Raw genomic sequence first — 25,078 nt, forward strand, 5'->3', positions numbered from 1 at the left:
GTTCCTTATTTGGATGTCAGGGAGGCACAGGGATCTTCGCGATCCACTGGCGGGACGATTTGGACGTCGTCAAAAGGGGTGTCGCTGGCGGCCTCGACAAAGCCAGTCGCATGGGTTGTCACGTCAGGCGCGGCCAGCGCGATCAGCGCGGGCACAGCCCAATCGGTGCGCGCGTGGCCATTGCCTGCAATCACGGCAACAGGTGGCCCATAGGTGTTGAGCGCCTCCAGCGCCGCGCGGGCAAACACCGCGTCGCGATAGCGTTGCACGTCGACCATTCCGGCCATCATCTCTAACGGCATGGCTTGGCAATGGGCCTCAAATTGCAGGGCCTGACGCGCAGCTTGCTGTTCGTCGGGCAAGGGCTGATCCAACCCAAATCGGGGTGCATCCGGTCCGAAAAGCGCAGCTGCTCCATCCCCATAAACGGCGCGGACGGCGTCGCGCGGGGCGGCGGCGCCAATGATCCGCGCGTCGCCGAGCGCATCAAAGATGGGGGCATAGATCGGAAAATCGCGCCACCCGCTGGCCTCCCATGCAGAGGCGATCTGTGTCCGGTCTGCATCTGCTTTCGCGGCCTCTTCGGCGGTCAGCATTTCAAAGACAACGGCTGTGGGGCGCAGGGCCGTCAGGGCGGCAGCCTGACCCAGATGGGCGTGTGGATTGTCATGGACCTCACCCAGAATGACGATATCTGCGGTGGGCTGGGCCAAGGCTGGTGTGGCAAGGCATATAAGCAGTGCGGCAAGACGCATTTGCGTTCCTTTCAGACAGTTGCTGCATGCGGCAAGATATAGGGGACACCGGCAGGCGGCGGGTCTGACACCCGCAGGTCACAGCCATAAGCGCGCGACAACGTCTCGTTCGTCAACACCTCAGCCGGGGGGCCAAAGGCCAACCGGTGTCCTTCGGCCAGTACCGCCACGCGGTCTGCATAGAGTGCGGTCAGGTTCAGATCATGCATCACGGCGATCACACCGCCCCCGGCACGGGCAAAGGTTCGGGCGATTTCCATGACTTGCAACTGGTGAGCAATGTCGAGACTGGACACCGGCTCATCCAGCAACAGCCAGCGCGGCTCTCCTTTTTCGATCGGCGACCAGACCTGCGCCAGAACGCGGGCCAGCATGACGCGCTGCGCCTCGCCTCCTGACAGTTCCTGAAAAGTGCGGTCCGCGTAGTGCGCCAGCCCGACCCGTGCCAAAGCCTGCATCGGCACCTCGGGACGGTCGCCAGCGGTGCCCGATTGCAGCCCAAGGCGCACGACCTCGATGACCGTAAACGTAAAGGCCAGCCGTGAGGCCTGTGGCAGCACGGCGCGTTGCGCCGCCAGTTCCCAGGGCTTCAGCGTCTCAATGTTGGTTCCATTCAGATGGACCGCGCCACGATAGGGCAGGGAGGCGGTGATGGCCCCAAGCAGGGTCGATTTGCCAGATCCGTTTGGACCGACGATGGCGGTCAACTCTCCGGCCTGAGCGGTCAGGTCAACGCCGCATAGCGCCTCGCGTTGACCGTAAGAGACGCGGATGCCTTCTGCGCTCAGGGTCTTCATTCAACCAGCCCCCGACGTTTGAGCAAGATCCAGAGAAAGATCGGAGCGCCCAGCACGGCAGTGACGATGCCGATGGGTAGTTCGGCAGGTGCAATCACCACGCGGGCGATCACATCCGCAAGGATCAACAGCGTCGCCCCCAGCAGGGCCGAATTCAGCAACAGCGTCCGATGATCCGGCCCAGAGGCCAGTCGCAACAGATGCGGTACGACAATGCCGATAAAGCCGATCCCGCCAGAGACCGCGACCGCCGCTCCGGTGGCGCCAGCAACAGACAGGATGGCGATGGATTTCATCCGCTGCACGTCGATGCCGATATGTGCTGCCGTCGCCTCACCCAAGGCCAAGCCGTTCAATCCGCGCCCCAACATCAGCGCTGTCCCAATCGCGAGCGCGATCATGGGGCCAGCCGCAAGGACCTTACCCCAGCTTGCCCCGGCCAGAGATCCCAAGCCCCAAAAGGTCAGATCGCGCAACTGCCGGTCATCGGCGATATAGACGAGGATTCCGGACAGCGCCCCGGCCAGTGCCCCCAGCGCGATCCCCGCCAGCAGCATGGTTGCGACAGAGGTCCGCCCGTGCCGCGTCGACACGCGGTATAGCAGAATGGTCGATCCCCAACCGCCTAGAAAGGCCGCAAAGGGCGTCAGTTGATTGCCGGTCATGTCGATCACCCAAGCAGGCAAAAGCGTGCCCAGGACAATGGCAAGGATCGCGCCCAAACCCGCCCCGGCGCCTACGCCTACAATACCCGGATCAGCCAACGGGTTGCGGAACAACCCCTGCATCGCCGCGCCCGACACCGCCAGCGCAGCACCCACAAACACACCCATCGCAAGGCGGGGCAGGCGGATGTCGAACAGAACAACACGCTCCATCTGGCTGAGCGCTTGCCCTTGGACCAGTTTGGCAATCAGCGAAGTCAGCGTCACATCCGTTGCGCCGACCTGCAGGCTGGCGCCGCAGGCCAGCAAAAGGGCCCCCACGAGGGCCCAATGCAATTGGCGGGCGCGTGTTTGCCGGTCGGATGGCGCGACGTTTACATCGGTCATCGCCGCCATGGGTCAGGCTCCATCGCCGTACAGAGCGGCGTTCAGGCTGCGGATGACCTCGGCTGTGCGCGGCCCGAACCCCAACATCAACAACCCGTCCATTCGGATCGACGAGCGGGTCTGTGCTGCTGGTGTCAGCTTGATTGCGGGCATGGCAAACAATTCGTCATCGCTTGCCCCGTGGTCGCCGCCCCGGTCCATCGTCAGGATCACATCCGGCGCCGCAAGGCCAACCGCCTCATCGGTGATTTGCTTGTAGCCTTCGAACTCTGTCACCGCGTTCACGCCGCCCGCCATGCGGATCAGCGCATCCGCTGCCGTTCCACTGCCAGAGGCATTGATGCGGCCGCCTTGTGTCGACAGGACAAACAACACACGTTTCTTTTCACTGTCAGGACGGTCAGTATCGGCCAGTGCCGTCGCCATCGCAGTTTCAATCTCGGCGGCAAGGCCATCAGCACGCTCTGGTACGCCAAGAGCGTCGCCAACGATTTCAATCTTCTGCAAGATACCTTCGGTGGTGAATGCGTCAGGCACTTCGACAAAGTTCACATTTGCAGCGCGGATCACGTCAAGCGCCTCGGGCGGGCCGGCACCTTCTTCCGACAGGATCAGGCTGGGTCCGACTGACAAAACCCCCTCAGGCGACAAGGCGCGCATATAGCCCACATCGGGCAAGTTGGTGACGTCGGGCGGATAGGTCGATGTGGTGTCGCGTGCCTTCAAACGGTGCTGTTGGCCAAGAGCCACCACGATTTCCGTCACGGACCCACCGATGGACAGGACATCCGCATGAGGATTTTGAATGTCGGCGCTTTGCTGGGCGCTGACGGTCAGGGCGACAAACGCCCCGAACATAGCTGTCATCAGCCCCATGGTGGCCGGTTTGGGTGTACGTCGGGATGTCATGCCGGCACCTGCTCAAGCTCGGGCAGGGCGTCGACAATGGCACGCCACGCGGGGCGGGAATCCCGGCCCTCTTTGCCCACGCCAAAGACCTGAAAGATGATCGCGCCATCTGCGTCAAAGGCTTCGACCGACACAGCCGGACCGCGCTGAGTGGGTTTTTCCACGGCCCAGACCTCGGCCACTTTGTCCAGACGCAGGTGCAGGTTGAACCGGGGGTCCATGACGTTCTGCCAAGGCCCCATGGCGCGCAAGTTCTTGATCGGCCCGGTGTGGATCTGGATACAGCCACGGTTGCCGACAAAGATCATCACCTCAATTCCCGACGCCTGTACCGCCTGCAGCATCGCATCAGCGGCATCGGTTGTCAGTTGGCGGACAAAGGGCGCCCCGGCGATCCGATAGGCCCCAAGACGGTTCATCTTCAGCTTGGAACAAAGCCGCAGGAATTGATGGGTGTCGGTCAGGCGGGACCATTCTTCGCGCAGTGTATCGACCTTGTCCAAACGGGATTTTGCGCCTTCGACAGGCTTGCGCGGTTCGACGTCCTGGCCTTCGGACTGGTCGTCGACCGCAAGCTCTGCGACGATTTCGGCCCAGTCATCGTGATTGGATCCATCGCGCAGATGGATCTTGTGCATCGCATCCCCCGCCGCGTCGAAAATCTGCAAGGACCGGCGCGGACCTTTGTCCGTTTGAGTCTCTACTGCAAAGGCATGAACCCACTGGGACGGAAAGATGCGCAGATCGATGTCATCGGTCAGTGTCATCGCCGCATGTTCGCCGGGGTGGTAGTTGCCGTAGCTGCCAACCTTTTCATGTACACAGCCCGCGACACGGGTCAGGGCCATGACCTCGCCCAGCCGTTCGGCGGCGGGGATGATCTGATCGGGATGCGCTGCGATGCGCGTGACCCCATGTCCGACGCGGGCCGCAACAAGCTGCGCCTCGGCGATGCCAAGCTGTTCCGCAGCGTCGCGGGCGCGCGTCTTGGGGTTGGCGGTCTCAAACGCGCGAATTTCTGCAGGCGTAGGAATGGGGTGCTCGGTCATGGGGCATCCTCGGAAGTAAGGGGTGATGGATCCGATGGCTGCGCCCGAAAATCCCGGTGCGTGGCTGATTTGAATTACTTGACTGTTTTAGTCTGGTTGCAGTAACACTGCAACCCGTAGCGAATAGGTTTCCCTCCCTTTCGCCAATAACTGCCGCGCCAGCCTTCGCAAGCTACGGCTCAAGACGCATGAAGGATGGTGCAAATGTTAACTCCCACGTTGCGCGGTACAACCGCGCTCGTATGTCTGTCGTTGGCCGCTCCGGCCGCTGCACAGGATGATCCCGGCTTTCTCGGCACATTGATTTTGACCGCAGGTAAACGCGACCTGACCTTTGGCACCGCACTTCCCCGTACGGTGATCGACGAAGAAGAAATTCAGGATCGGCAGGCCAGCACGGTCGCACAACTGTTCGATTCCGTTCCCGGCGTTACGCTGGTCAACGGCACGACACCACAAGGCTCGGGTATCAATATCCGAGGCTTTGGGGCCAATACCACCTATGGGTCGGATCAAAAGATCGCCGTTCTTGTGGACGGAGCTGCCGTCGGTTCCGAAGAATTGTACCGCATCGGCACGCAATTGTTTACCGATCCGATGCTGTATCGCAGCGCAGAGGTCCTGCGCGGCACTATTGGCAGCTTTGCCTATGGGTCGGGCATTGTTGGCGGGGTGGTCAAACTGGAAACCAAGGACGCCGCGGATTTTACCGATGGCATGCCCGGATTTGGTGGCGCGCAAACCTTCGAGTACAGCTCAAACGGCGACGGCATGGTCAGTTCCACCACTCTGGCGTGGATGCCGACAGAGCGGGCAGAGTTTCTGCTGAACTACACGATTCGCGATCAGGACGACCTGACAGCGGGCGACGGCAGCACCATCGGCAACAGCGCCTTCCGGACGCCGTCGGGTTTGGCCAAAGCGCGGTTTACCTTTGGCGAGGATGATTCCCATTCGCTGATGTTCAGCTATTCGCGCACCTTGGCCGACGATACAGATGTGCCCTATGACCAATTCGACACCTCCGGGGGCATGTTTGGAAATGTGGACCGGGTGACCGATACCGCACAATCCGTCATCGAGTATCGGTACAACCCGGTCAGCGATTTGGTCGATCTACGGGCAAACCTGTCTTATGCGGACCAAAAGATTGACTACAGCTATGTCGCGGGCTCGTCGCCGCTGGAGGGCACTCCGACCTTTCCGTTCCTTGTCGGCACTGTGAATGCTGACCAGCGCTATCAGACGACCAAATTCACCCTGTCAAACCGGGCCTTGTTTGAGACCGGCGTGATCGAGCATGACCTGTTGGCAGGTGCCGAGTGGATCAAGCGTGATCGCAAGGACAATGACGCTGCCGGGGCACCCGGCGGGACAGATCGTCGGTTCGCCATCTTTGCGGTCAACGAGATGAGCATCGGCGCCTTCACCGTGACGCCTGCGCTGCGGTATGAAACGTCCGAAGTCACCAGCGACGGTGTTTACGGCTCCTTCACGAATGATGCTTTGATGGGTGGGCTGGCTTTGGCCTATGACTTTGGCAACGGCGTGTCGGTCTTTGGCTCTGCCGCCTATACCGAAGGGCTGCCCATCATCGACGATCTGGGCGCCAGTGCCACGGCGCTGTACCGAATGGACACAACGGAAAAGTCCCACACCTTTGAATTGGGTGCGGAATACAGCGGTACGGATCTGTTTGCTCAGGGCGATAGCCTGACGGTACGCGGCAACCTGTACAAGACCCAGCTGTGGGACATCACCAGCTTTACCGTTTCAGGGTCTACCTCTTTGAACCTTGATCGTGTTGAAACCAAAGGCTTTGAGCTTGAGGCATCCTATGGCATGGAAAGCGGCATTTATGTCGATCTCGCCGGTCATTTGGGCGAAGGGCGCGAATACAACCCTGATGGCAGAAGCTCCGTCTGGCGCAACGCGGGTGCCAGCCGTTTGCAGGTGGCCTTGGGCAAAAAGTGGGACGACAAGCTCGATCTGAGCTGGGAGGTCGTACACACAACGGACAAACGCGATTCTCTGGGGGCGGATCTGCCCGACGATACGGTGACCAACCTGCGCGCGACATGGCGGCCTGATCAAGGGTGGCTGAACGGCAGTGAGGTGCGCTTTGGCATCGAAAACGCGCTGGACGTAAACTATGTCAGCCATCTGGCGTCTCCGACCCGTCAGGCGCCGGGCCGAACGTTCAAAGTGTCGCTGTCCAAGTCGTTCTAAGCAATCTCCCGGCACGGTCACGCGGATCGTGCCGGGGGTAAAATGAACGAGGGACGGGCGGGGGGCAGATCGGTGCGATGAGGTCTCATTCGGAAACCAACGTGATCAGGTTGATTGAGGCTCTGCCGTACTGAACCGATGTCATGGGCATCCATGTGATGGCCGCAGATCCATAGACCACCACATTCGTCGGACGAAATGCCTCGGGCGACCTAGCGGTTGCGGCCCTTCCGATTGTCCCGATGTGATGGTCAGGAGAAAATGTTCCGTGGTGAGCAACTGAACGTGACCGATAAGGTAGCGTTTGGAAAGAAGCATGTTTTTACAGTTGGTTCCTAGCCAGCCAGTTCAAGCATTGTCAGGCTGCCCCAGACGATCAGCCCCCCGGCAAGGATCTGCAGCACTGGCAGCACTTGGCTGACGACCAAGAGCTTGGCCACCGGGACAAGGCTCATCCTGCGGGCGGTGACGGTCGACACCGCAACAAGACTGGTGAATACGGCCGTGCCCAGGCCCATCACAATCACAGCTGCAGCACCGGCGGTGCGGATATCCATCTGCCACGCAATCACCAGCAGAAAAATCGCGCCAGTACAGGGGCGGATCGCGATACTGGCCACAAGCACGAATGCGTCTCTGAGCGAAGATAGCTTTGCGACGTCGCTGGGTGCTGGTCCATGTGCATGGCATCCGCAATGGTCGTGGTCGTGATCGTGATCGGCCTTTTGAAGGCCCAAAGCCTCCCTCTCTCTCCATAGACTCCGCCCCCCGCGCCAAACAAGAATGACGCCTATAGAGGCAATGGCAATGTAACTTGCCGGGGCCAAAACATCTTCTGCGAGCGTTGTCATGCGACGGGCGGATATCTCGACAAGGGCGAAACCGCCATAAACCAGAAGGATTGCCCAAAATGCCTGCAGGAGGCTGGAAACCAATGAGATGACAAGAAGCCGCGCCGTCGACACCGACGAGCCAAGCCCAACGCCCCCGATAAGTGCCTTGCCATGGCCCGGGCCGACCGCATGGACGAACCCATAGCTGGCTGCGGCGAACAACAGGGTAAACAAGGCGCCGGGATCACCAGTGCGCAGGGCGCGAACCGCCCCGGCCATCTGGTTCTGGAAACCGCGTTGATGTCCTGCCGCCCAGCGCGCCACAGCGTCGAAATCCACCGCCATGGAGATCGCGACCAAAGCGGCTAAAATCAGGCAAAACAACACGATTAATCGCATTTCACCACAATCCGATCTGCGAAAAATCCTCCGACATTCTCTATATCTGAAGTTTCTTCACGGCTTAGCTTGGCCAAAACATCCAACAGAGCCTTATCCTGTGCGGTAGGGTCAAAGGGGATGATCTCTGCCGCGCATCCGGTGGCCAATCCGCGGATTTCGGGTGTGTTGGTCACGGTGAAATCGAAAAAGTAGGTCCTCTCAAAAAAGGCCGCTTCGACCGCGTGTTCTGTCATTTTGATCGGATCCTGTAAAATCCGATCGAATGTCAGTTGCAGGCGGCCGTCGACCAATTCAGCGTCCAGATTTTGCGGCCAGTCCAATGCAACCGCCTCACCGCGCGAGGTCAGATGCGCCGAGCCGTCAAAGTCCGCTGGCCAATCACTCAACCGTCGTACCAGTTCTTGTCTGTCCGTCTCATCCAGCGCGCCTTGGGCGTTCAGGTCCATCCCATGGGATGCCAGCATGTAGAGCGTTTCGAATTCGTCGTAGAGCCATGTCACCTCAATCGCTTCAAGCTCGTGACCCGGCCCAACTACGAAATTGACCCCGCCATCAATAAAGACATGGGGGTGCGCAAATGCGGCGCTTGCCGACATAGCAAAAGCCAACGCACAAGGCGTGGCACGGTGTACGAGCTGCCGCGTCATGGGGCAGGCCGTCGCGGTGCGCCGGGATGGTTCTGCCCCCAGACCTTGACTGCGTCCCGCTTTAACAGGCTTTCTTGCAGGCGATCGAGTTCGTGCAACGCGCGATCCTTATCCGATGTTTTCGCGATGGCCTTGTCATAGGCACGCAAAACGGATCGCGGTGCCCAAGGAAGAGAGGCCGAGGCAAGCCACATGCGCAATTCTTGCGGTAGACGATCATAGTCTCGCATGGCGCAGGTTCTCCTTCGCCGACATTTGAGGCTGGTCCGGCCCCGGTTCCCTTTTGCCATGCTAGTGCTCGGGTTCCGCAACAGGATCGAGTACCTGCACATGGCGCGCCTTAACGGCGTCGATGTGAAACTTTCGGCATACATTTGTAGTCACTACGTCGAACCGCAGGCGCAAATAGGATACCCGCATAAGCCCGGCGAACGATGCCGCCAGTGATGTGGCATCGTCTATCAGCCAATCGCATTCCTCGCAATCCGGGGCGCCCGCTGTGGCAAAGATCCCGAAAAGGGGTTTGCGGACGGCCGTCGGGCGCACGACCATACGCTCTGTCGGCAATCCTTCGGCAGCCCGAGTATCAATCCAATCCCGGGACGCGGGCTGTGGACGTGGATGCCAGATCGCAGCAGTGCAGTCAGGATGATGACTGGCAGACAGTGCCTCCGGTCTGTCAACGACGCGCACTCCCGAAGGCCCGCCACTTAGGGGGATGAACACTTGGGTCATGCGGCCTCCGGGCCAGACTCCGGGCGTCGCCAGACCGGAAAGGGATCTGGAAGATCGGGTAGGGTTTCCGGGCCGGGCGCAATTTCCTTTGGCAACAGACATGCATCCAGCTTTGCCTTCAACTGCGGCCAGTCGATCCCGGCGCCGATAAAAACAAGTTCCTGCCGTCGATCGCCCCATGGCTCGACCCAATGCTCCGCGAAATACGCGCGCCCGCTTGCATGGTCGGGCCAGCGCTCTTTGGGAACGGTTGCCCACCAGGTTCCAAGAGGTTGCACCGAGGACAGAGCACCCGCCAGAGAAAACTCCGCCACCCAATCGGGCCGCGTGGCGATCCAGAAATGGCCCTTGGCGCGGATCACACCCGGCATGTCGCCGTTCAGAACGGCCATGATCCTTTCAGGTTCAAAGGGTTGGCGGGCACGGTAAACGTAGCTTGCGACCCCGTATTCCTCAGTCTCTGGAACGTGGTCGGCGAAACCGTACAATTCTTTGGCCCACATAGGGTGCTCATGCGCCCTTTCGAAATCAAAAAGGCCAGTGTCCAAGATTGTGTCGCTGGGCACATCCGAATGATTGGTTTCGACGATGCGGGCATCGGCGTTCAGGCTGCGGATAATTTTGCGTGCGGCATCAACCTGATGCGGCGCAGCGTCCGCAACCTTGTTCAGGATTACCACGTCGGCAAATTCGATCTGGTCTGTCAGCAGGTGCACCAAAGTGCGCTCGTCTTCCTCACCCAAGGTCTCACCCCGGTCGCTCAGGAAATCATGGCTAGAAAAGTCGCGCAGAAGGTTTACCGCATCAACGACAGTCACCATCGTGTCTAGCCTCGCCACATCCGAGAGGCTGTTGCCGTCGGCGTCGCGAAAATCAAACGTGGCGGCGACGGGAAGCGGCTCTGAAATGCCGGTGGATTCGATTAGCAAATAGTCAAAGCGCCCTTCACCCGCCAAGCGGCGCACCTCTGCCAATAGATCGTCACGCAATGTGCAGCAGATGCAGCCGTTCGACATCTCGACCAGTGTTTCGTCCGTACGGCTTAATTTGGTATCCGCACGGACAAGGTCGGCGTCAATGTTGACCTCGGACATATCGTTGACGATGACAGCGACCCGGCGCCCTTCGCGGTTGTTCAATACACGGTTCAAGAGTGTCGTCTTTCCGGCGCCAAGAAAGCCAGAGAGTACGGTTACAGGTAGGCGTGTGTCGGTCATGGATTGAGAGCCTCATTGCGGATGTCGTCGTTTTCTAAGCCGGGTAAGCGTGCGCGCAGCATGTCGAGGCTGCGTTGAAGTTCGGGACGGGACAGATCGCGGGCAATGACCACGATGCGAGAGCGCCGATCCATTCCCTGCCAATCGTGGAGCGGCACCGGAGCGTCAAAGATGTGTTGAACGCCGTGAAAGACGAAAGGCGTATTCAGCCCCTCTAGGAACACGATTCCCTTCACGCGCAGGATGTCCGGTCCACGCAGGGCGATCAGGGTGTCGAGCCAAAGATCAAAGACCGCATCCGGAATTGGATCTTCAAGGATGATGGAGGCGGTGCCGATGCGCGTGTCGTGCGGGGTCATACGTCCGGACGCTGGTTCTGCGCGCAGCAGACCCGAAAGATTTTCAAGTGGGTCGGACGCGGTCGACGGGGGGCTGGTCCATTCCAGAACCGTGTTTGGTGTGGTCCCCGCCCGCAATCCGCTTAGACCCCAAATGCTGCCAGCAACGCCTTTGCCCTGAACCGCATGCAGGATGCGCGCGCCGGGATTGATCGCCCTCAATCGCTCCTCGAAGGGAACCCATTGCTCTGGCGGCAAGAGATCTGTCTTGCCCAATATGATCAGGTCGGCCATGGCAACCTGCGAAACAGCCTCAAACTGCGCCGTCAATGTCGTGGGCCCATTGGCAGCGTCCACTACGGTGACAATGCCGTCCATCCGTGTGGTGCGTGAAAGATAAGGGTCAGTCGTCAGGGTCTGCAGTATCGGAGCCGGATCGGCGAGTCCGGTTGTTTCGATCACCACTCGATCAAAGTCCAGTTCGCCCCGGTCGCGCCGCGCGGACAGGCTTATGATGGTGCGGGCCAGATCTCCTCTGATCGTGCAACACAGGCAACCAGACCGCATCAAGACGATCTCTTCGCTGGTGCTTTCGATCAGGTCATGGTCAAGTCCGGCTTCGCCGAACTCATTTACGATTACGGCGATACGCCCGGCAGAAGGGTCCGAAAGCACAGCGTTCAACAGTGTCGTCTTTCCGGCGCCAAGAAAGCCGGTCAAGACAGTAATCGGCAATCGCTGGTCCGTCATGCCTGCCCCCCGAAGGGAGCAGGAACCGCTGCGGATTGGAGGCCTTGGCATTGTTTGCCGGGCATCCCGGAGGCGTCATATGGGATGGTCATCGCTGTGTGCCCCTTGATGCTGAGGAGAGATCGAAAAACTGGCCTTTGTGTCAGGTGTGACGGCTGCGCCCGGTCACATGCAGTCAGTAAGAGTGGACGCGATGTTCCGGATGAGTTGCGGAAAAAGCGCGGCACCCGGTTCTAGATTGGCGCCCAACGGATCAATCACTCCGGTCTGTACTTCGGTGCCTTCGGTTACGGCAGCGACAAGTCCCGGGTTGAATTGTGGTTCCGCCAGTACGCAATCCACGCCCTCGTATTGGACGCGTTTCTTGATTTGCGAGAGCCTTGCAGGGCTGGGATCTTCTGCATCCCCAAGAGAGATCGCCCCCGAAGCCGGAAAGCCAAAATCCGTTTCGAAGTATTGAAAGGCATCGTGGAAGACGATGAAACTGCCACCTCGCACTGGGGCCAGTGTCGCGCTGATCTCGGCAGTCAGGGTTGCTAGCTCATTTCGACCAGCCGCGGCATTGGCAAGATATGCCTCGGCGTGTTCCGGATCTTTCGAAGCCAGCTCTGCCGCGATCAGGTCAAGCCAAGTTGCCGCATTTGCCGGAGATAGCCAAGCATGCGGGTCATGTTGGCTGTGAACGTGTGCGTGTTCGTCATGCGATTTGTGGTGGTCGTCATCATGATCTTCGACATGTTCATGATGGTGATCTTCATGATCGTCGTCCGCTCCATGCGCGTGCTTCTCGAACAACGCATTTTCGCGGAACTCTAGCAGAGTTGTCTTGTCCGCCTCCAGTAGCGTCAGAACCGCGGCGTCTTCGGCCAATGTTTCCACCGCTCCTTCCATCCAAGGCGCGAGGTCCGCGCCCATCCAGACGACAATATCTGCATCCTGCAATGCTTGGGCTTCGGAGGGACGCATGCTGTATCCGTGCGGCGATGCGCCTGAAGGCAGGATCAGGTCCGGGTGGCCGACTCCTTCCATGACGCGGGCGACAAGGGAGTGGACCGGCGCGATGTCGACGGCCACGTTTGGCACATCGGCGATCGCGGTTCCGCCTATCAGTGCGGCGAAGGCGGCAAGTGAAATCGACTTGGTGGTCATCGGATATGTCCAGTTATGTTATAACATAACTTACACCATACTAAATGGAGTCAAGGATGACAAGAGGCCGACCAATTGCGTATCTGAGACCGTTTGGACGCATGACATTGTCAGAGAGGCCTTGCCTCGTCGTTTTTTAGTTGTTGATCCCAAGTCAGTGCAGCCGCCCAGCGTGGCAAAAATCAAACGGTTCCAATGCGTGGAATATTATGGATCAGGGTGTCGAGGCCGTTGATTTTTGCGATCAAGTTTACGGTCAGGACGACCGCAGGCGTGTTTTGGGCGATTTCGCCGCTGTTTTCCTTCGGGCTGAGTTGGTCGCAGACATCGCGGCGAGAGGGACGTTGTGGAGGGATGGAACCACACTCAAGACGGTTTGACGAATGAAACGCAAAAGGGACCATGGGTGGCAGGTGAAGAGGCGGCTGGTCGGCTCGTCTGGCGCCAGTGCCTGCGGCTGTTGAACCAGCGCGCGGGCCTTTAGTACTCTGAGCTACCCCTCGAAAACCGGACACTGATGTAAGCTGCTATTTGTTGTCTGATGGTCTTCACCAAGAATGAGATCAAAGATGTCGAAACGGAAGCAACATCACCCAGCCTTCAAGGCTAAGGGCGCGTTGGAAGCTTTGAAGGGCGAGGAGATGGTTGGCGACCTTGCGAGTCGGCTTGCGGTGCACCCGACAATGGCCCATCAGTGGAAGCGAGCATTGTTGGAGGGGGCGTCCGGCGTCTTCGAACGTGGTGGCCGGAAAGCCCCCTTCCTGAATCTGTTCGCCACCATGGACTGGCACACGCGCAAGGTGCTGGCTTGGCGGATCTCAACCACATTGGAAGCCGAGTTCTGCGTCGATGCGCTGAAAACGCCATCCACAAGTTAGGCCCGCCAGAGATCATAATACGGTCCAAAGCTGCCAGTTCACGTCATTTGCACGGACCGACCGCTTTCGCCTATCGGATTTCGATGGACTGCAGGGGGCGGTTCCTCGACAACATTTTTATCGAGCGGCTGTGGCGCACGCTGAGATACGAATGCGTCTACCTGCACGCATGGGAAACCGGATCAGAGGCCAAAGCTGGTGTCAGAAAATGGATGACCTTCTACAATCACAAACGCCCGCACTCTGCCCTTGGTGGCAAACCACCCGCCGTGGTCTGCTGGCAGACAAGTGAAACAACTTACCCCAATCAGCAAGTGCAGAGAGATGCTTGAATTACGCTGAATCCTTTCCAAGCATTGGGGCGTAGCTCACCGGCAACCGGGTGCGTTTCACGCTTGGTAAGCGCTGACCGCGTGACCAGACATGTAACTTTGAACAGCGATCTTTGAAATGTCTTGGACTTGAGCGCCCTGTTTAAAGAACATCTTTCCAGATTGAAAACGTCGTCGGGAGGCCAATCGATTTAAAATCGACCACTAACAACACTGACGATCAAATGGGAGGAAATGCGAATGCTGAATATTAGAGGATACGTCATGGGGGGCGTGTCAGCGGTGCTATCGACTGCGTTCTTGGTAGGGGGAGCGGCAAACGCCGAAGAAATCGAGATTTCAAACTATGGGGTCAGCACAAGTAGCATGCCCTATGCCGTTGCGCTGGGGGCGGGCTTCTTTGAAGAGGAAGGTTTGGATATCACGGGGATCCGCACCTCGCCTGGTGGTGCCGCGACAATCCGCAACCTTTTGGCCGGCGATCTTCCCTTTGGCGAAGCGGGCCTGACGGCCACGCTTGCCGCTATTCGCGGTGGCGCCGGAATTAAAGTGATCGGGACCACGGGCAACACAGTTGCGGAGATCGGCTGGGCCGTCATGCCAGACTCGCCGATCCAGTCGATTGAGGACCTGAAAGGTGCCACGGTCAGCTACACCAACCCGAATTCAACGACCCAGGCACTTGCCCTGATGTTGATCCAAGCTGCTGGTCTTGAACAGGATGATGTCGAGTTGCTGTCCACTGGCGGTGTGGGGCCCGGACTAGCGGCGTTGGAACATGGGCAGGTCGATGTCGCACCGATCACCGAACCCAATTATTCGCGAGAGCCAGACAAGTACCGGATTTTGGCATGGGCGCCGGACGTGCTGCCGCCTCTGGTGAGTGTTCTGGCGTTGACGACCGATGAGGTGATTGCTGAGCGACCGGAGTTTCTGAAATCTGTCATGCGTGCCCGTCAGAAAGCCGTGCAGCTGATGAACGACAACCCGGCCGAAGCGGCCAAGCATGTTGCGGAACCCTTTAAGATCACGCCTGAAACGGCCGAAGCACTGATCCGTCGTTTGCAGACCCCGACCGGTCCCGATCAGGTTCGGCACTGGAGCGAGGGCGCGATCTATCTCACCAGCATGACGAACCTTGCTGATGCGCAGATCCTTCTTGGTGTCGATTACAGCGACATCGATTGGGATGCGATAATCGACGACAGCTTCATGCCCGAAGATCAGAAGGGCCTGTACGACCAATGAGCAGACTTGAAGCACCAGGCACTATTCGCAGCCATGAACAAGAGCTGAAAAAGGCAGGAGACCCGACTGCGATGGGCACACATTGTGAACTGCGTGGCGCTACCAGAGTCTATCCCGGCAGTGCGGGTCGTCCCGCACTGCACGCTCTGGGGCCGATCGATCTGGAATTGGAGGCGGGCCGGTTCTATGCGGTTGTCGGTCCATCGGGTTGCGGTAAATCCACATTGCTGGAACTGCTCGCGGGGTTGGCGTCGCCAAGCGAAGGCGAGGTCTTCATCAACGGCCAGCCAATCGAGGGCAACGTTGCGGACGGTGTCGGCGTGGTGTTTCAGGATGACGCCAGCTTTCCATGGCTCACTGTCTGGGACAACATTGCCTTTGGCCTGCGCCAAAAGGGCGTCTCCGAGAACATAATCTCGGAAAAGGTCAAAGGCGCGACCAAGTTGATGGGGTTGACCGGCTTTGAAAGCGCCTATCCGGCGCAATTGTCGGGCGGTATGCGTCAGAGGGTTTGCATTGCGCGGACCCTCATGATGGAGCCGAAACTCATCCTGCTGGACGAGCCGTTTGGCGCTCTGGACCAGCAGACCCGGCTTTTGATGGGGGATGAACTTCTGAACCTGTGGCGTGAGACCGGGGCCACGGTCCTGTTGATCACCCATGCGCTTGATGAGGCGGCCATGCTGGCCGATGTTGTCTGCGTCATGTCGGCTCGGCCTGGTGTTTTGCTGGACGTCGTCGAGACGGGCTGGCCGCGGGACCGCGACAGTCGCATCGTGTCCAAGCCGGAATTCGGCGCGATAACCAGTCGACTCTGGTCCTTGCTGCGTGAGGAATCTCTGAACGCCTTGGACACGAAACAACGAGGGAGTTGAGATGAAGCGCGCTACAACCATCCGGATCCTCGTACTGCTCGGCGCGGTTCTCTTTGTTGAACTCCTCTGTCGTATCGGCGTGATAGTCCGCTTCACAATGATCCCGCCATCCGAAATGGTGGTCGGACTGTTCAACCTGCTCGTCTCGGGCAAAATGAACGACGATATGACAACGACGTTGTCGTCGGTGGCGATTTCGCTTGTTGCCTCGGTTATTGTCGGCACAGCGGCGGGTGCAATCATACATGCGCTGCCCCGCGTTCGCCGAACAATCGATCCGTTGCTTGCGACCTATTACTCGGTGCCGGTCTTTGTGTTCTATCCGATGTTCATCGTGCTTTTTGGGCTTAACGATGTTCCGAAGATCGTCATTGGCTTTCTCTATGCGGTGGTGGCCGTCATCATCAACACACTTAATGGGCTGGATCGGATTCCACCCGTTTTGGTCAAGACCGGCTTGGTCTACGGCATGAGCCGCGTGAGTATCGTGATGCGGATTCTGCTGCCTTTCGCGGCACCGTATCTGTTCACAGGTGTGAAACTTGCGATCGCGTATTCCTTCATCGGCATCATAGGGGCGGAGTTTATCCTATCTGCCAACGGTCTCGGGCATAGTATCTCATATGCGTATCATAACTTTGATAATGTCGCGATGTACTCGTTGATCCTGTTCATCCTGATCGTTGTTCTAACTATCAACATGTCTCTCCATGCTTGGGAAAAGATGTTGATGAAACGCCGAGGTTTCCAATGAGTACGAATACCGTGGTTCCACTGCGCGAACGTTTCGTCGATATCGCCGTCCTGATAGTGGTTTTTGTTGGAGTCTGGGAAGTTGCGCATCAATGGGCCGGTGACGTGGCCCTGACGTCTCCTTGGGATACCATCAAATATTCGATCCAAACGCTGTTTTCGGCATCGTTCTGGCCCCATGTGTGGGCGACCATGTCGTCGTTCGCCATCGCTATGGTGGTCGCAGCATTCAGCGGAATCCTGATTGGTGCAGTTTTGGGGTACAATCGGCTGGCGGGAGAGGTCGCCGAGCCGATCCTAGTGGGCGTCTATTCGATCCCCAAGGTCACGCTGTATCCGATCATCCTGCTGTTCTTTGGCATCGGTAGTGCCGCATCGGTGGCATTTGGGGCTTTGCACGGCATCGTTCCGATATCATTGTTCACCATGAATGCAGTCCGCAACATCAAGCCGGTCTATCTGAAGACGGCCAAGGTACTGCGGTTGACGCCGCGCCAACTTTTGCTGTCCATTTTGCTGCCGGCGTCGCTGCCCGAGGTGTTCACGGGTCTCAGGGTCGGCTTCTCGCTGACGCTGGTCGGAACATTGCTTGCCGAGATGTTCGGATCGCGTCAGGGTCTTGGACACATGCTGATGAATGCTATCGGGATGCATGATATGGATGTCATTATGTCCATTACGCTGTTGCTTGCTCTGTTTGCAGTCATCGTCAATTCGGGCTTGTTGTGGATAGATCGCAGGCTGCATCGAACGACAGTTAAGACCCCGATGGGCGGCGCATAGCTCGGCGCAGACTAAAGGTGGTGGCGCATGAGAAACCAGAATTCATGCGCCACCACCGTCAGCGGGCATTTCATCGCAGTCGCAACCGGCGCGGTGATTGGCACGGGCACACGTCTTGGGACCTTTTTCCATAGGCTGCGCTGCCAGCTCATTTCAGAACATTGTGGTTCGGACTCGCCGATTTGGCCCTAAAGACTTTCTGGTCTTTCTGAGGTCTGCGAGGCACCGCAGTTCACAATTCGAAACACAGGCAGAGCCGAAAAGTACTTAGGAGTACACTAAATGTCGAAGCTACGAATAGCCGTGATCGGCGCGGGCGTAATGGGGCGGGAGCATATATCGGCACTACAATCCTGCAACCGGGCCGAGTTGGTAGCAATCGCCGACCCCGTGGGTGGCAGTGATGTCTACGATTCAGGAGTCCCACGGTTCACAGATTATCAGCAGATGCTGAAGGCCGTTAAACCGGATGGTGCCATCGTTGCAACGCCACCGCACACACATGTCGAAATCGGGATCAAATGTATCGAGCTTGAAGTTCCAAGCTTGATTGAAAAACCGGTTTCCAGTGACCTTGCCTCGGCGCTTCGGCTGGAACAGGCCGCCGCCGACAGTGACGTGCCGGTATTGATTGGCCATAGTCGCCGCCACAATTCGATCAACACGGCCGCGAAGAGAGCTATCGAAGACGGGCAGCTGGGAGATATCTTGGCAGTCACCTCCATGCATCTGCGACATAAACCCGATCAGTACTTCGCCGACAAATGGAAAACCCAAAAGGGTGGCGGCGGAGTAATGTTAATCAATGTCGTCCATGACTTCGATTGCCTGCGCATGCTGTGTGGTGAGATAGACGAAGTTCATGCCATCACCTCAAACAAGGGCAGAGGGTTCGAAGCTGAAGATACCTGTGTCGTAATGCTGAAGTTCGCAAGCGGAGCGCTTGGAACGATGACAGTATCAGACGCCACGCAGGCGCCCTGGAGTTGGGAATTTACGTCCGGCGAAGATCCGAGGTTTGCGAAGCACGATGAAAACTCGATGCTGATTTGTGGAACCAAAGGCTCTCTTTCGCTGCCGTCGATGTATCTATGGAAAAACTCGAACGGCTTTAAGCGAGATGACCCACTTTCGCGTACTCGATTGCGGTGGGAGCCGAACACCCCCCTGCATGCCGAGCAGGAACATTTCCTGGACGTTGTCGAGAGAAAGTCCAAGCCAATCGTGTCAGTCGAAGACGGCAACCGGACGTTGGCCGCAACCTTGGCCGTCTGGGAATCGGAAAAGATTGGTGGATGGGTGTCTACCGACGAGATGATCCAGCGTGCCAAATTGGAAAAAACGGAGACGAATTAATGAGAGATTACACCCTAGGATTCCTTTCATTGGGCGCGATCCCAGCAGTGAACGTCTTGGAAGTGGCGGCGAAGGCTGGATTTTCGGCGGCTGGTATTCGCCTGACCGGACGCAGCAAAAACGACGCCGAGCCAACGATTGCAGGAAATCCAACGGCAATCAAGGAGTTGCAGGATACCTCCAAACAGCTCGGAGTCCGAATATCCAATGTCACGACCTACCACATCAGGCCTGAATCCCGTATCGAGGATTATTTACCTGTCTTGGAGGCGACCGCCGAACTTGGGTGTGACAAGATCGTAGCGGCCTCATATGATGTTGCCGATGATGTTCTTGTGGATTTCTTTTCCGAGTACGCTGATAGGGCGAACCAATTCGGTATTCGTATAGCAATTGAATTTCAACCGTACAGTGGGATCAAAACTCTCGGGCAGGCTGACCGCATTGTAAAGTTGGCAGGTCGCCAAAATGTGGGTTTCCTCATTGATGCGTTTCATTTGGCCCGGTCGGGTGGGGTGCCGAAAGACTTGTCGAGTATAGATCCGGATCGTATCTATTTCGCTCAGATCTGTGACGCATCAATTAATACGCCCGAAGGTATGGATTTGATAACCGAAGCCAGGTCTGGACGTTTGTATCTGGGCGATGGCGCGCTTCCCGTGGAAGGTTTGCTGAAACACCTTCCGGACAATGTCGAACTGGAGTTCGAAATTCCTGTGGTCAGCGACAAGGATCTTTCACCTGAAAAAAAGGCACAGATAATATTTGACAGAACGTCAGGATATCTTGCTGGCCTAGGTCATGTTGACAAATGACGCACCCAAAGCCGGATTGACGTTATGTCTATAAAGCCGAGGAACCTCTCGGCGGTTTTGTCGCAACGGGTTGCGACACGGCGGGCGTTCTTCATCTTATTGAAGCACCGTTCAACCATGTTGCGAAGTTGGTAGAGCGAGTGATCCACTCCGACCCGCATTCTGCGCGATTTCCGCATGGGGATCTGAGGCAGGATATTGCGCTTTTCCATAGTTTTGCGAATGCGATCAGCGTCATAGCCGCGATCCACCAGAAGAGCCGCCGGCTCAGGCAGGTTGTCCGCCATGACCATGTCAAAGCCAAGATAATCGGATGTTTGACCCGGTGTTATTTCAGACCTCATTGGCAGTCCTGCCGCGTTGACGCGGAGGTGGATTTTGGTCGTGAACCCACCTCTTGAGCGGCCAAAACCCTGTCGCGGAGTCGCCCTTTAGCGCCCGCTGCCTGATGGTGAGCGCGGATTACGGTGCTGTCGACCATTTGGAGGGCGTCCGGCACCGCTCCACAATGGTTCAGGCCCTCGAGAATGTCCTCTCACAGGCCTGAAAGTGTCCAACGTCGGAATTGCCTGTAGACGCTCGGCCATTTGCCGAATTCTTCCGGCAGGTCCCGCCACGGCGATCCGGTCCGGGCGATCCAGAAAATCCCATCCAGAACAATGCGATGATTGGTTGGCTTACGTCCGTTCGGGGCACGTGCAGCAAGGATGAAATGCTCAAAGAACGCCCACTCGTCGTCCGTCATCAGGTCTCGTGCCACGCTGGTCTCCATAGCAGATACCAGCTTGAATCACGTCAACGCCACACTGTGAATCCCTTTTGGCAACACGGCCTAGCTTGCAATTATGAAGGCAAATGCCGAGGCAACGAACGAAAGCCAGCCGATCTGGTCAAAGGTTTGAGAGCTCGTCACTGGCCGCCGGCCCCCGCTGCCATTTTGGAAAATCCCCCAATAAGGTTTGCAACGTTTTGTCCCAACGCGTCCATTGCATATCCGCCTTCCATAATAAAATGGGTCGGCAAGCCGAGTAAGGCGATGCGTGAACCGACATCGATGTAATCTGCGGTTTGCAGAACAAAACCGCCAACCGGATCGTCCTTGTAGGTATCCACCCCCAATGACACGACAAGCACATCCGGCGCATAGGCTTTTATGCGTTCGTGGGCCAGTTGCAAGGCTTTGGACCAGTCGTCATAGCCGGTGCCACGCGGCATGGGCAGGTTGACGTTATAGCCCTTGCCCGGACCGGCGCCCACCTCGGTGTCATAGCCCATGAGGAATGGGTATTCGTCCTGCGGGCGGCAATGCAGCGAGAGGAACAGCACATCGTCGCGTTCATAGAATATCCGCTGGGTGCCGTTGCCGTGATGATAGTCGATATCCAGAAGCGCCACACGTTTTGCGCCCGCATTCAGGTGCGCCTGAGCCGCGATGGCGGCGTTGTTGAGGTAGCAATAGCCGCCCGCAAGGTCTTGCGAGGCGTGGTGCCCGGCCGGACGGCAGACTGAAAACACCGAGCTTTCACCCGCCTGCATGAGGTCCACCCCTGTCAGGGCGATGTCCTTGGCCGCATTGATCGCAGGCCACGTGCCCTTCACGAAGGGGGCACAAACATCGAAGGTATAGCAACTTAGCATCGAATGAACCGACCCGTTGGGCACCTGATCCATACCGCGCATGCCAAAGGTATAGGCGGTCGCAAAGCCGCCCGGTCCGAACTCTTCTTCCCACAAAGGATAGCAGCGTTGCAGAAAGCTGACGAAGGCAGGATCGTGGATCTGGTGGACCACATCCAGCCCGTGCGCCGCGGGGGGCACCACATCGTCGAACCCGGCGGCGGCAAGCCCGCCCATGATCGCATCCATGCGTTCGGGGCATTCGGACATCGGGATCATTTCGTCATAGCGCATCTCCATGGCACCGGCATGGCCCCGGTGATCTTCGGAATAGATTAGCTTCATGATGTTCCCTTTGCGATCTTTGTTGCATGATTGCGCTGCCACGCAAGGCAGAACCTGTCGGCGGTGATGGCGATGATTGCCATGCCGATGCCTGCCACAAATCCCTGTCCGAAATTGCCGGCGCTCAGGCCGATATAAACCTCTTGCCCAAGGTCGCTGGTACCGACCAAAGCGGCGATGACCAGCATGGCGATCCCATACATAATCGTCTGGTTCAGGCCGAGCATGATATTGGGAAGAGCCAGCGGCAACCGGACCTGAAACAGCAATTGCCGTGGCGTCGCGCCAAGGCTTGTTGCTGCCTCAACCGCTTCGGCTGACACATGCCGTAACCCGTGTTCGGTATAGCGGAAGGCGGGCACGTAGGCATAGGAGATGATCGCCAGCAGGGCCGAAAAATCGCCGATTTTGAACAGCATGACCGTCGGTATCAACAGCACGAAGGGTGGCATGGTCTGCAACGTGTCGTTGATGGGACGCATGAACCGAGAGAACCAGTCCTTTTGGGACGCAACGATGCCAAGCGTCGTGCCGATCAGGAAGGATGCGAGCACAGCCATTGTCGCAAGGTGGATCGAGAGCATGGCCTTGTCCCATGATCCGGTCACCAGCAGGAAGGCCAAAGCCAGAGCGGTGCTGACCGCCAGTCTTGTCCCGCCCATGCGCCAGCCAAAAAATACCAGAATCGCGACCACCGCAAGCCAAGGCATGTCGGTAATCCCGACATAGAGCACGATACCTACCAGCACGATCCACACCGCCACCGATGTGCGCCCAGTGCGCAGGGCCAAGGCGGTTCCGGCCACTATGAGCATTGTATAGACCGCCGTGTGCCACGGTTGCAGTGCAAAGCCCCAAGTGAAGGGGCTGACCGCTTTGTCGAGGCCAATTTTAAGCGGCAGCATCGCAAAAAAGATCACGCTGTTCTTGATTGTCTCCAGCGCTGGTTTGAAGGTCAGGATAAAGCTTTGGATCGCAGTGTTCAGCGGGCTGGCCAAATTCACGTGCCAGCCAGCGGGCCAGTTCTCCAAAACAGGCAGGACGGGACGCAGTACAATCACGGCGATTGTCGCAGCCGCCAGTGCTATCCAGAAACCGTGGCGCGCGGCGTAGCCGCGGTGCTCCATGCCGCGGCCCTCGGTTTCTGCAAGTCCGGCTGTAAGGCGGTCAAGAACCATTGCTAGCAACGCGATAACGATCCCCGCAACAAGGCTGGCACCAAACTCAGCCTTGCGCATGGTGGACAGCACCTCCCAGCCGATATCGGCTGTGCCGCCAATGATCGACGCGATGATGACCATCGACAGTGATGCCATTGTGGTTTGATTGACACCGATCAGGATCTGGCGAAGCGCTGCCGGAACACGTACTCGCCAGAACAGTTGGCCACGGGTTGCGCCGGACATTTGGCCAGATTCTATGATTTCCGAAGGCACTTCGCGCAGGCCCAGAATGGTGTTGCGGACCATCGGCGGAAACGCAAACAATACCGAGGCGACCAAGCCAACAACCGGCCCAAATCCGAACAAGAGCAGAATAGGAAGAAGGTAAGCAAAGGCCGGAACCGTTTGCGCGACATCCAGCAGCGGCATCAACCCCCGTTCAGCTCGTGGCGAGACGAAGCCCCAGACCCCCAAACCAAATCCGACAAGCACCGCAAGCGGTACGGAAATAAAGACCAAAGCCAGTGAATTCATCGCAGGCGCCCAAAGCCCCACCATTAGAACATAGACAAAGCTAAGCGCGGTAAATGCCGCCAACCCCGGCCCGCGCACCTTGTAGGCGATACCGGCGATCACGAGGACTGTCGCGCTCCATGGCAGCCATTGCAGCAGGTCCCGGATCCAGGTCATCGGGTAAGTAAAGAGCAACGTAATCGCACGAAAGAACGGCCGGAAGTTGTCCACGAACCAGTCCATGACAGCGTTGAACCATGCCGCGACCGGCAGTTGCAGCGCGCTGGGATAATCTTGCAGCCAATCGACAGCACCTTGCGCCAGCACGCACAGCAAGGCAAAGAGGATAACCAGTGGCCACCCCAGCCAGCGCCGCGCCATCGGCAACGCAGAAAGCGGCGCCGAGTGTGCATCAACTTGCGTCATGGTCAGCCTCGCTACCCAATGCGGCAAGTGCCGTGATCAGTGACGCCGGAGTGATCTTGCCCAGAACGGCGCCTGACCCGTCACGGGCGGCCAGCCCATCGGGGTTCTTGGCCAGTTGTGCAATCAGATCCTCGGCCATCCCGTCGGCGGATACGGCTGGCAAGGCCGAGAGATCGCCCTGGGCTGGAACGGCGCAGGCGGCGGCCTGTAGCAACCTGATCCGCGGCACCTCGGAAGTGAACCGCGCGACGTAGTCGTCAGCGGGGTTCAATATCAATTCCGTGGGCGTGCCGATTTGCACAACTTTGCCATCTCTCATGATTGCCATGCGGTCGGCAATACGCAGCGCTTCCAGGAAATCATGGGTGATAAAGACGATAGATTTGCGCAAGACCCGCTGGATACGCAGGAACTCATCTTGCATTTGCCTGCGGATCAAAGGATCAAGCGCTGAAAACGGCTCGTCTAGGAACCAGACATCCGGCTCCACCACAAGCGAGCGGGCAATACCGACACGCTGTTGCTGACCGCCCGACAACTGCCCGGGAAAGGCGCCTTCACGCCCTTCGAGCCCGACCAGTTCAATGACGCGCTCGGCCTTCTGTCGCCGTTCCGCCAGCGGGATACCCTGCAATTTCAAGGGAAAGACAATATTCTCGATCACCGACAAGTGTGGCATCAGGCCGAAATTTTGAAAGACCATGCCCATCTTGTGACGCCGCACGTCAATCAGGGCTCTGGGGGACATTGCCAGAAGGTCTTCGCCGTCCAGCATCACTTCGCCATGCGAGGCATCCACAAGGCGCGACAGACAGCGCGCAACCGTGGACTTTCCCGACCCGGACAGCCCCATGATGACAAAGGTTTCTCCAACGTGCACATCAAAACCCACGTCAATCACCGCCGGAACGTGAGCCTCACGGCGCATCCGCTCGGCCAAACCCGGCACGTCGATCGCGTAGCCTGATGTGTCGAAATAATACTCCGGTCTTGGGCCGTAGACCTTCCAAAGGTTTCGACATGAAAGCTTTACTGCTGCTGCTGCTGTCGTCGAAGCAGGCGCTTGGTCTGTCATATCGTCTCTCCGGTCAATGCCTGCGCCCGACAACAAG

General features: G+C 58.1%; 22 protein-coding genes and 2 pseudogenes. 8 read left to right on the forward strand and 16 right to left on the reverse strand.

Translation table 11 applies throughout. The features are described from left to right. Positions 1 to 5: 5 nt before the first annotated feature. The 5 genes from ANTHELSMS3_RS15420 to ANTHELSMS3_RS15440 are packed head-to-tail and all read right to left on the reverse strand — an operon-like array spanning position 6 to position 4,562. Positions 6 to 755, reverse strand: coding sequence for a ChaN family lipoprotein (locus tag ANTHELSMS3_RS15420; protein ID WP_094035649.1), 750 nt, complete (start codon positions 753 to 755; stop codon positions 6 to 8). An 11-nt stretch (positions 756 to 766) separates the two neighbouring features. Then, on the reverse strand, positions 767 to 1,552 hold the full coding sequence (locus ANTHELSMS3_RS15425; RefSeq protein WP_094035650.1) for a heme ABC transporter ATP-binding protein: 786 nt from the start codon (positions 1,550 to 1,552) through the stop codon (positions 767 to 769). Continuing rightward, positions 1,549 to 2,613 carry a FecCD family ABC transporter permease gene (locus ANTHELSMS3_RS15430; protein ID WP_094035651.1) on the reverse strand — a complete coding sequence of 355 codons (1,065 nt, stop codon included), beginning with the start codon at positions 2,611 to 2,613 and terminating at the stop codon, positions 1,549 to 1,551. Before ANTHELSMS3_RS15430 ends, ANTHELSMS3_RS15425 begins: the two co-directional genes overlap by 4 nt. A gap of 3 nt (positions 2,614 to 2,616) precedes the next feature. Next, a complete protein-coding gene (locus ANTHELSMS3_RS15435) occupies positions 2,617 to 3,513 on the reverse strand; it encodes a heme/hemin ABC transporter substrate-binding protein (protein ID WP_254694749.1) in 897 nt (298 codons plus the stop codon). Beyond that, positions 3,510 to 4,562 carry a hemin-degrading factor gene (locus ANTHELSMS3_RS15440; protein ID WP_094035652.1) on the reverse strand — a complete coding sequence of 351 codons (1,053 nt, stop codon included), beginning with the start codon at positions 4,560 to 4,562 and terminating at the stop codon, positions 3,510 to 3,512. The genes ANTHELSMS3_RS15435 and ANTHELSMS3_RS15440 overlap by 4 nt, the downstream gene beginning before the upstream one ends. A 204-nt stretch (positions 4,563 to 4,766) precedes the next feature. On the opposite strand from ANTHELSMS3_RS15440, the gene ANTHELSMS3_RS15445 reads away from it, so the two are divergent. Beyond that, positions 4,767 to 6,791: a TonB-dependent receptor domain-containing protein gene (locus ANTHELSMS3_RS15445; protein WP_094037162.1), complete on the forward strand. Its 2,025-nt coding sequence runs from the start codon at positions 4,767 to 4,769 to the stop codon at positions 6,789 to 6,791. A 335-nt stretch (positions 6,792 to 7,126) separates the two neighbouring features. Here the strand turns inward: ANTHELSMS3_RS15445 and ANTHELSMS3_RS15450 are convergent, their stop codons facing one another. The 7 genes from ANTHELSMS3_RS15450 to ANTHELSMS3_RS15480 form a co-directional block, all read right to left on the reverse strand. Beyond that, positions 7,127 to 8,023, reverse strand: a complete 897-nt coding sequence (locus ANTHELSMS3_RS15450) for a nickel/cobalt transporter (RefSeq protein ID WP_094035653.1) — start codon at positions 8,021 to 8,023, stop codon at positions 7,127 to 7,129. Further along, a complete protein-coding gene (locus ANTHELSMS3_RS15455; RefSeq protein WP_157733527.1) occupies positions 8,014 to 8,622 on the reverse strand; it encodes a DUF1007 family protein in 609 nt (202 codons plus the stop codon). Before ANTHELSMS3_RS15455 ends, ANTHELSMS3_RS15450 begins: the two co-directional genes overlap by 10 nt. Before the next feature lie 47 nt (positions 8,623 to 8,669). Continuing rightward, positions 8,670 to 8,903, reverse strand: coding sequence for a DUF6525 family protein (locus ANTHELSMS3_RS15460; protein ID WP_254694750.1), 234 nt, complete (start codon positions 8,901 to 8,903; stop codon positions 8,670 to 8,672). A gap of 61 nt (positions 8,904 to 8,964) precedes the next feature. After that, the gene (locus tag ANTHELSMS3_RS15465) at positions 8,965 to 9,510 is read right to left on the reverse strand and encodes a DUF1826 domain-containing protein (protein ID WP_368074420.1); all 546 of its coding nucleotides are present in this window, start codon (positions 9,508 to 9,510) and stop codon (positions 8,965 to 8,967) included. Then, positions 9,405 to 10,625 carry a GTP-binding protein gene (locus ANTHELSMS3_RS15470; RefSeq protein WP_094035657.1) on the reverse strand — a complete coding sequence of 407 codons (1,221 nt, stop codon included), beginning with the start codon at positions 10,623 to 10,625 and terminating at the stop codon, positions 9,405 to 9,407. Before ANTHELSMS3_RS15470 ends, ANTHELSMS3_RS15465 begins: the two co-directional genes overlap by 106 nt. Continuing rightward, positions 10,622 to 11,713, reverse strand: a complete 1,092-nt coding sequence (locus ANTHELSMS3_RS15475) for a CobW family GTP-binding protein (RefSeq protein ID WP_094035658.1) — start codon at positions 11,711 to 11,713, stop codon at positions 10,622 to 10,624. The genes ANTHELSMS3_RS15470 and ANTHELSMS3_RS15475 overlap by 4 nt, the downstream gene beginning before the upstream one ends. A 165-nt stretch (positions 11,714 to 11,878) precedes the next feature. Further along, positions 11,879 to 12,862, reverse strand: a complete 984-nt coding sequence (locus ANTHELSMS3_RS15480; RefSeq protein WP_094035659.1) for a zinc ABC transporter substrate-binding protein — start codon at positions 12,860 to 12,862, stop codon at positions 11,879 to 11,881. Between the two features lie 758 nt (positions 12,863 to 13,620). On the opposite strand from ANTHELSMS3_RS15480, the pseudogene ANTHELSMS3_RS26020 reads away from it, so the two are divergent. From ANTHELSMS3_RS26020 to ANTHELSMS3_RS15520, 7 genes and pseudogenes are all read left to right on the forward strand, one after another. After that, positions 13,621 to 14,072, forward strand: a pseudogene (locus ANTHELSMS3_RS26020) (transposase); the annotation flags it as partial. 240 nt (positions 14,073 to 14,312) lie between these two features. After that, entirely contained in the window at positions 14,313 to 15,320 is a 1,008-nt protein-coding gene (locus ANTHELSMS3_RS15495; protein ID WP_157733530.1) for an ABC transporter substrate-binding protein, read from the forward strand. After that, on the forward strand, positions 15,317 to 16,195 hold the full coding sequence (locus tag ANTHELSMS3_RS15500) for an ABC transporter ATP-binding protein (RefSeq protein ID WP_254694751.1): 879 nt from the start codon (positions 15,317 to 15,319) through the stop codon (positions 16,193 to 16,195). The genes ANTHELSMS3_RS15495 and ANTHELSMS3_RS15500 overlap by 4 nt, the downstream gene beginning before the upstream one ends. A gap of 1 nt (position 16,196) precedes the next feature. After that, the gene (locus ANTHELSMS3_RS15505; RefSeq protein ID WP_094035663.1) at positions 16,197 to 16,949 is read left to right on the forward strand and encodes an ABC transporter permease; all 753 of its coding nucleotides are present in this window, start codon (positions 16,197 to 16,199) and stop codon (positions 16,947 to 16,949) included. After that, the gene (locus ANTHELSMS3_RS15510; protein ID WP_094035664.1) at positions 16,946 to 17,731 is read left to right on the forward strand and encodes an ABC transporter permease; all 786 of its coding nucleotides are present in this window, start codon (positions 16,946 to 16,948) and stop codon (positions 17,729 to 17,731) included. Before ANTHELSMS3_RS15505 ends, ANTHELSMS3_RS15510 begins: the two co-directional genes overlap by 4 nt. Positions 17,732 to 18,013: 282 nt before the next feature. Beyond that, a complete protein-coding gene (locus tag ANTHELSMS3_RS15515; RefSeq protein ID WP_094035665.1) occupies positions 18,014 to 19,087 on the forward strand; it encodes a Gfo/Idh/MocA family protein in 1,074 nt (357 codons plus the stop codon). Continuing rightward, positions 19,087 to 19,902: a sugar phosphate isomerase/epimerase family protein gene (locus ANTHELSMS3_RS15520; protein ID WP_157733531.1), complete on the forward strand. Its 816-nt coding sequence runs from the start codon at positions 19,087 to 19,089 to the stop codon at positions 19,900 to 19,902. The genes ANTHELSMS3_RS15515 and ANTHELSMS3_RS15520 overlap by 1 nt, the downstream gene beginning before the upstream one ends. Here ANTHELSMS3_RS15520 and ANTHELSMS3_RS15525 read toward each other — a convergent pair. The 4 genes and pseudogenes from ANTHELSMS3_RS15525 to ANTHELSMS3_RS15540 form a co-directional block, all read right to left on the reverse strand. After that, positions 19,887 to 20,674, reverse strand: a pseudogene (locus tag ANTHELSMS3_RS15525) (IS5 family transposase). The gene ANTHELSMS3_RS15520 and the pseudogene ANTHELSMS3_RS15525 overlap by 16 nt on opposite strands. 137 nt (positions 20,675 to 20,811) lie before the next feature. Further along, on the reverse strand, positions 20,812 to 21,864 hold the full coding sequence (locus ANTHELSMS3_RS15530; RefSeq protein ID WP_094035667.1) for a histone deacetylase family protein: 1,053 nt from the start codon (positions 21,862 to 21,864) through the stop codon (positions 20,812 to 20,814). Continuing rightward, positions 21,861 to 23,966, reverse strand: a complete 2,106-nt coding sequence (locus ANTHELSMS3_RS15535; protein WP_198319822.1) for an ABC transporter permease — start codon at positions 23,964 to 23,966, stop codon at positions 21,861 to 21,863. The genes ANTHELSMS3_RS15530 and ANTHELSMS3_RS15535 overlap by 4 nt, the downstream gene beginning before the upstream one ends. Further along, positions 23,953 to 25,041, reverse strand: coding sequence for a quaternary amine ABC transporter ATP-binding protein (locus ANTHELSMS3_RS15540; RefSeq protein ID WP_094035668.1), 1,089 nt, complete (start codon positions 25,039 to 25,041; stop codon positions 23,953 to 23,955). Before ANTHELSMS3_RS15540 ends, ANTHELSMS3_RS15535 begins: the two co-directional genes overlap by 14 nt. Between the last annotated feature and the right edge of the window lie 37 nt (positions 25,042 to 25,078).

It is taken from the genome of Antarctobacter heliothermus, from assembly GCF_002237555.1.
GTDB classification, from domain to species: Bacteria; Pseudomonadota; Alphaproteobacteria; order Rhodobacterales; family Rhodobacteraceae; genus Antarctobacter; species Antarctobacter heliothermus_B.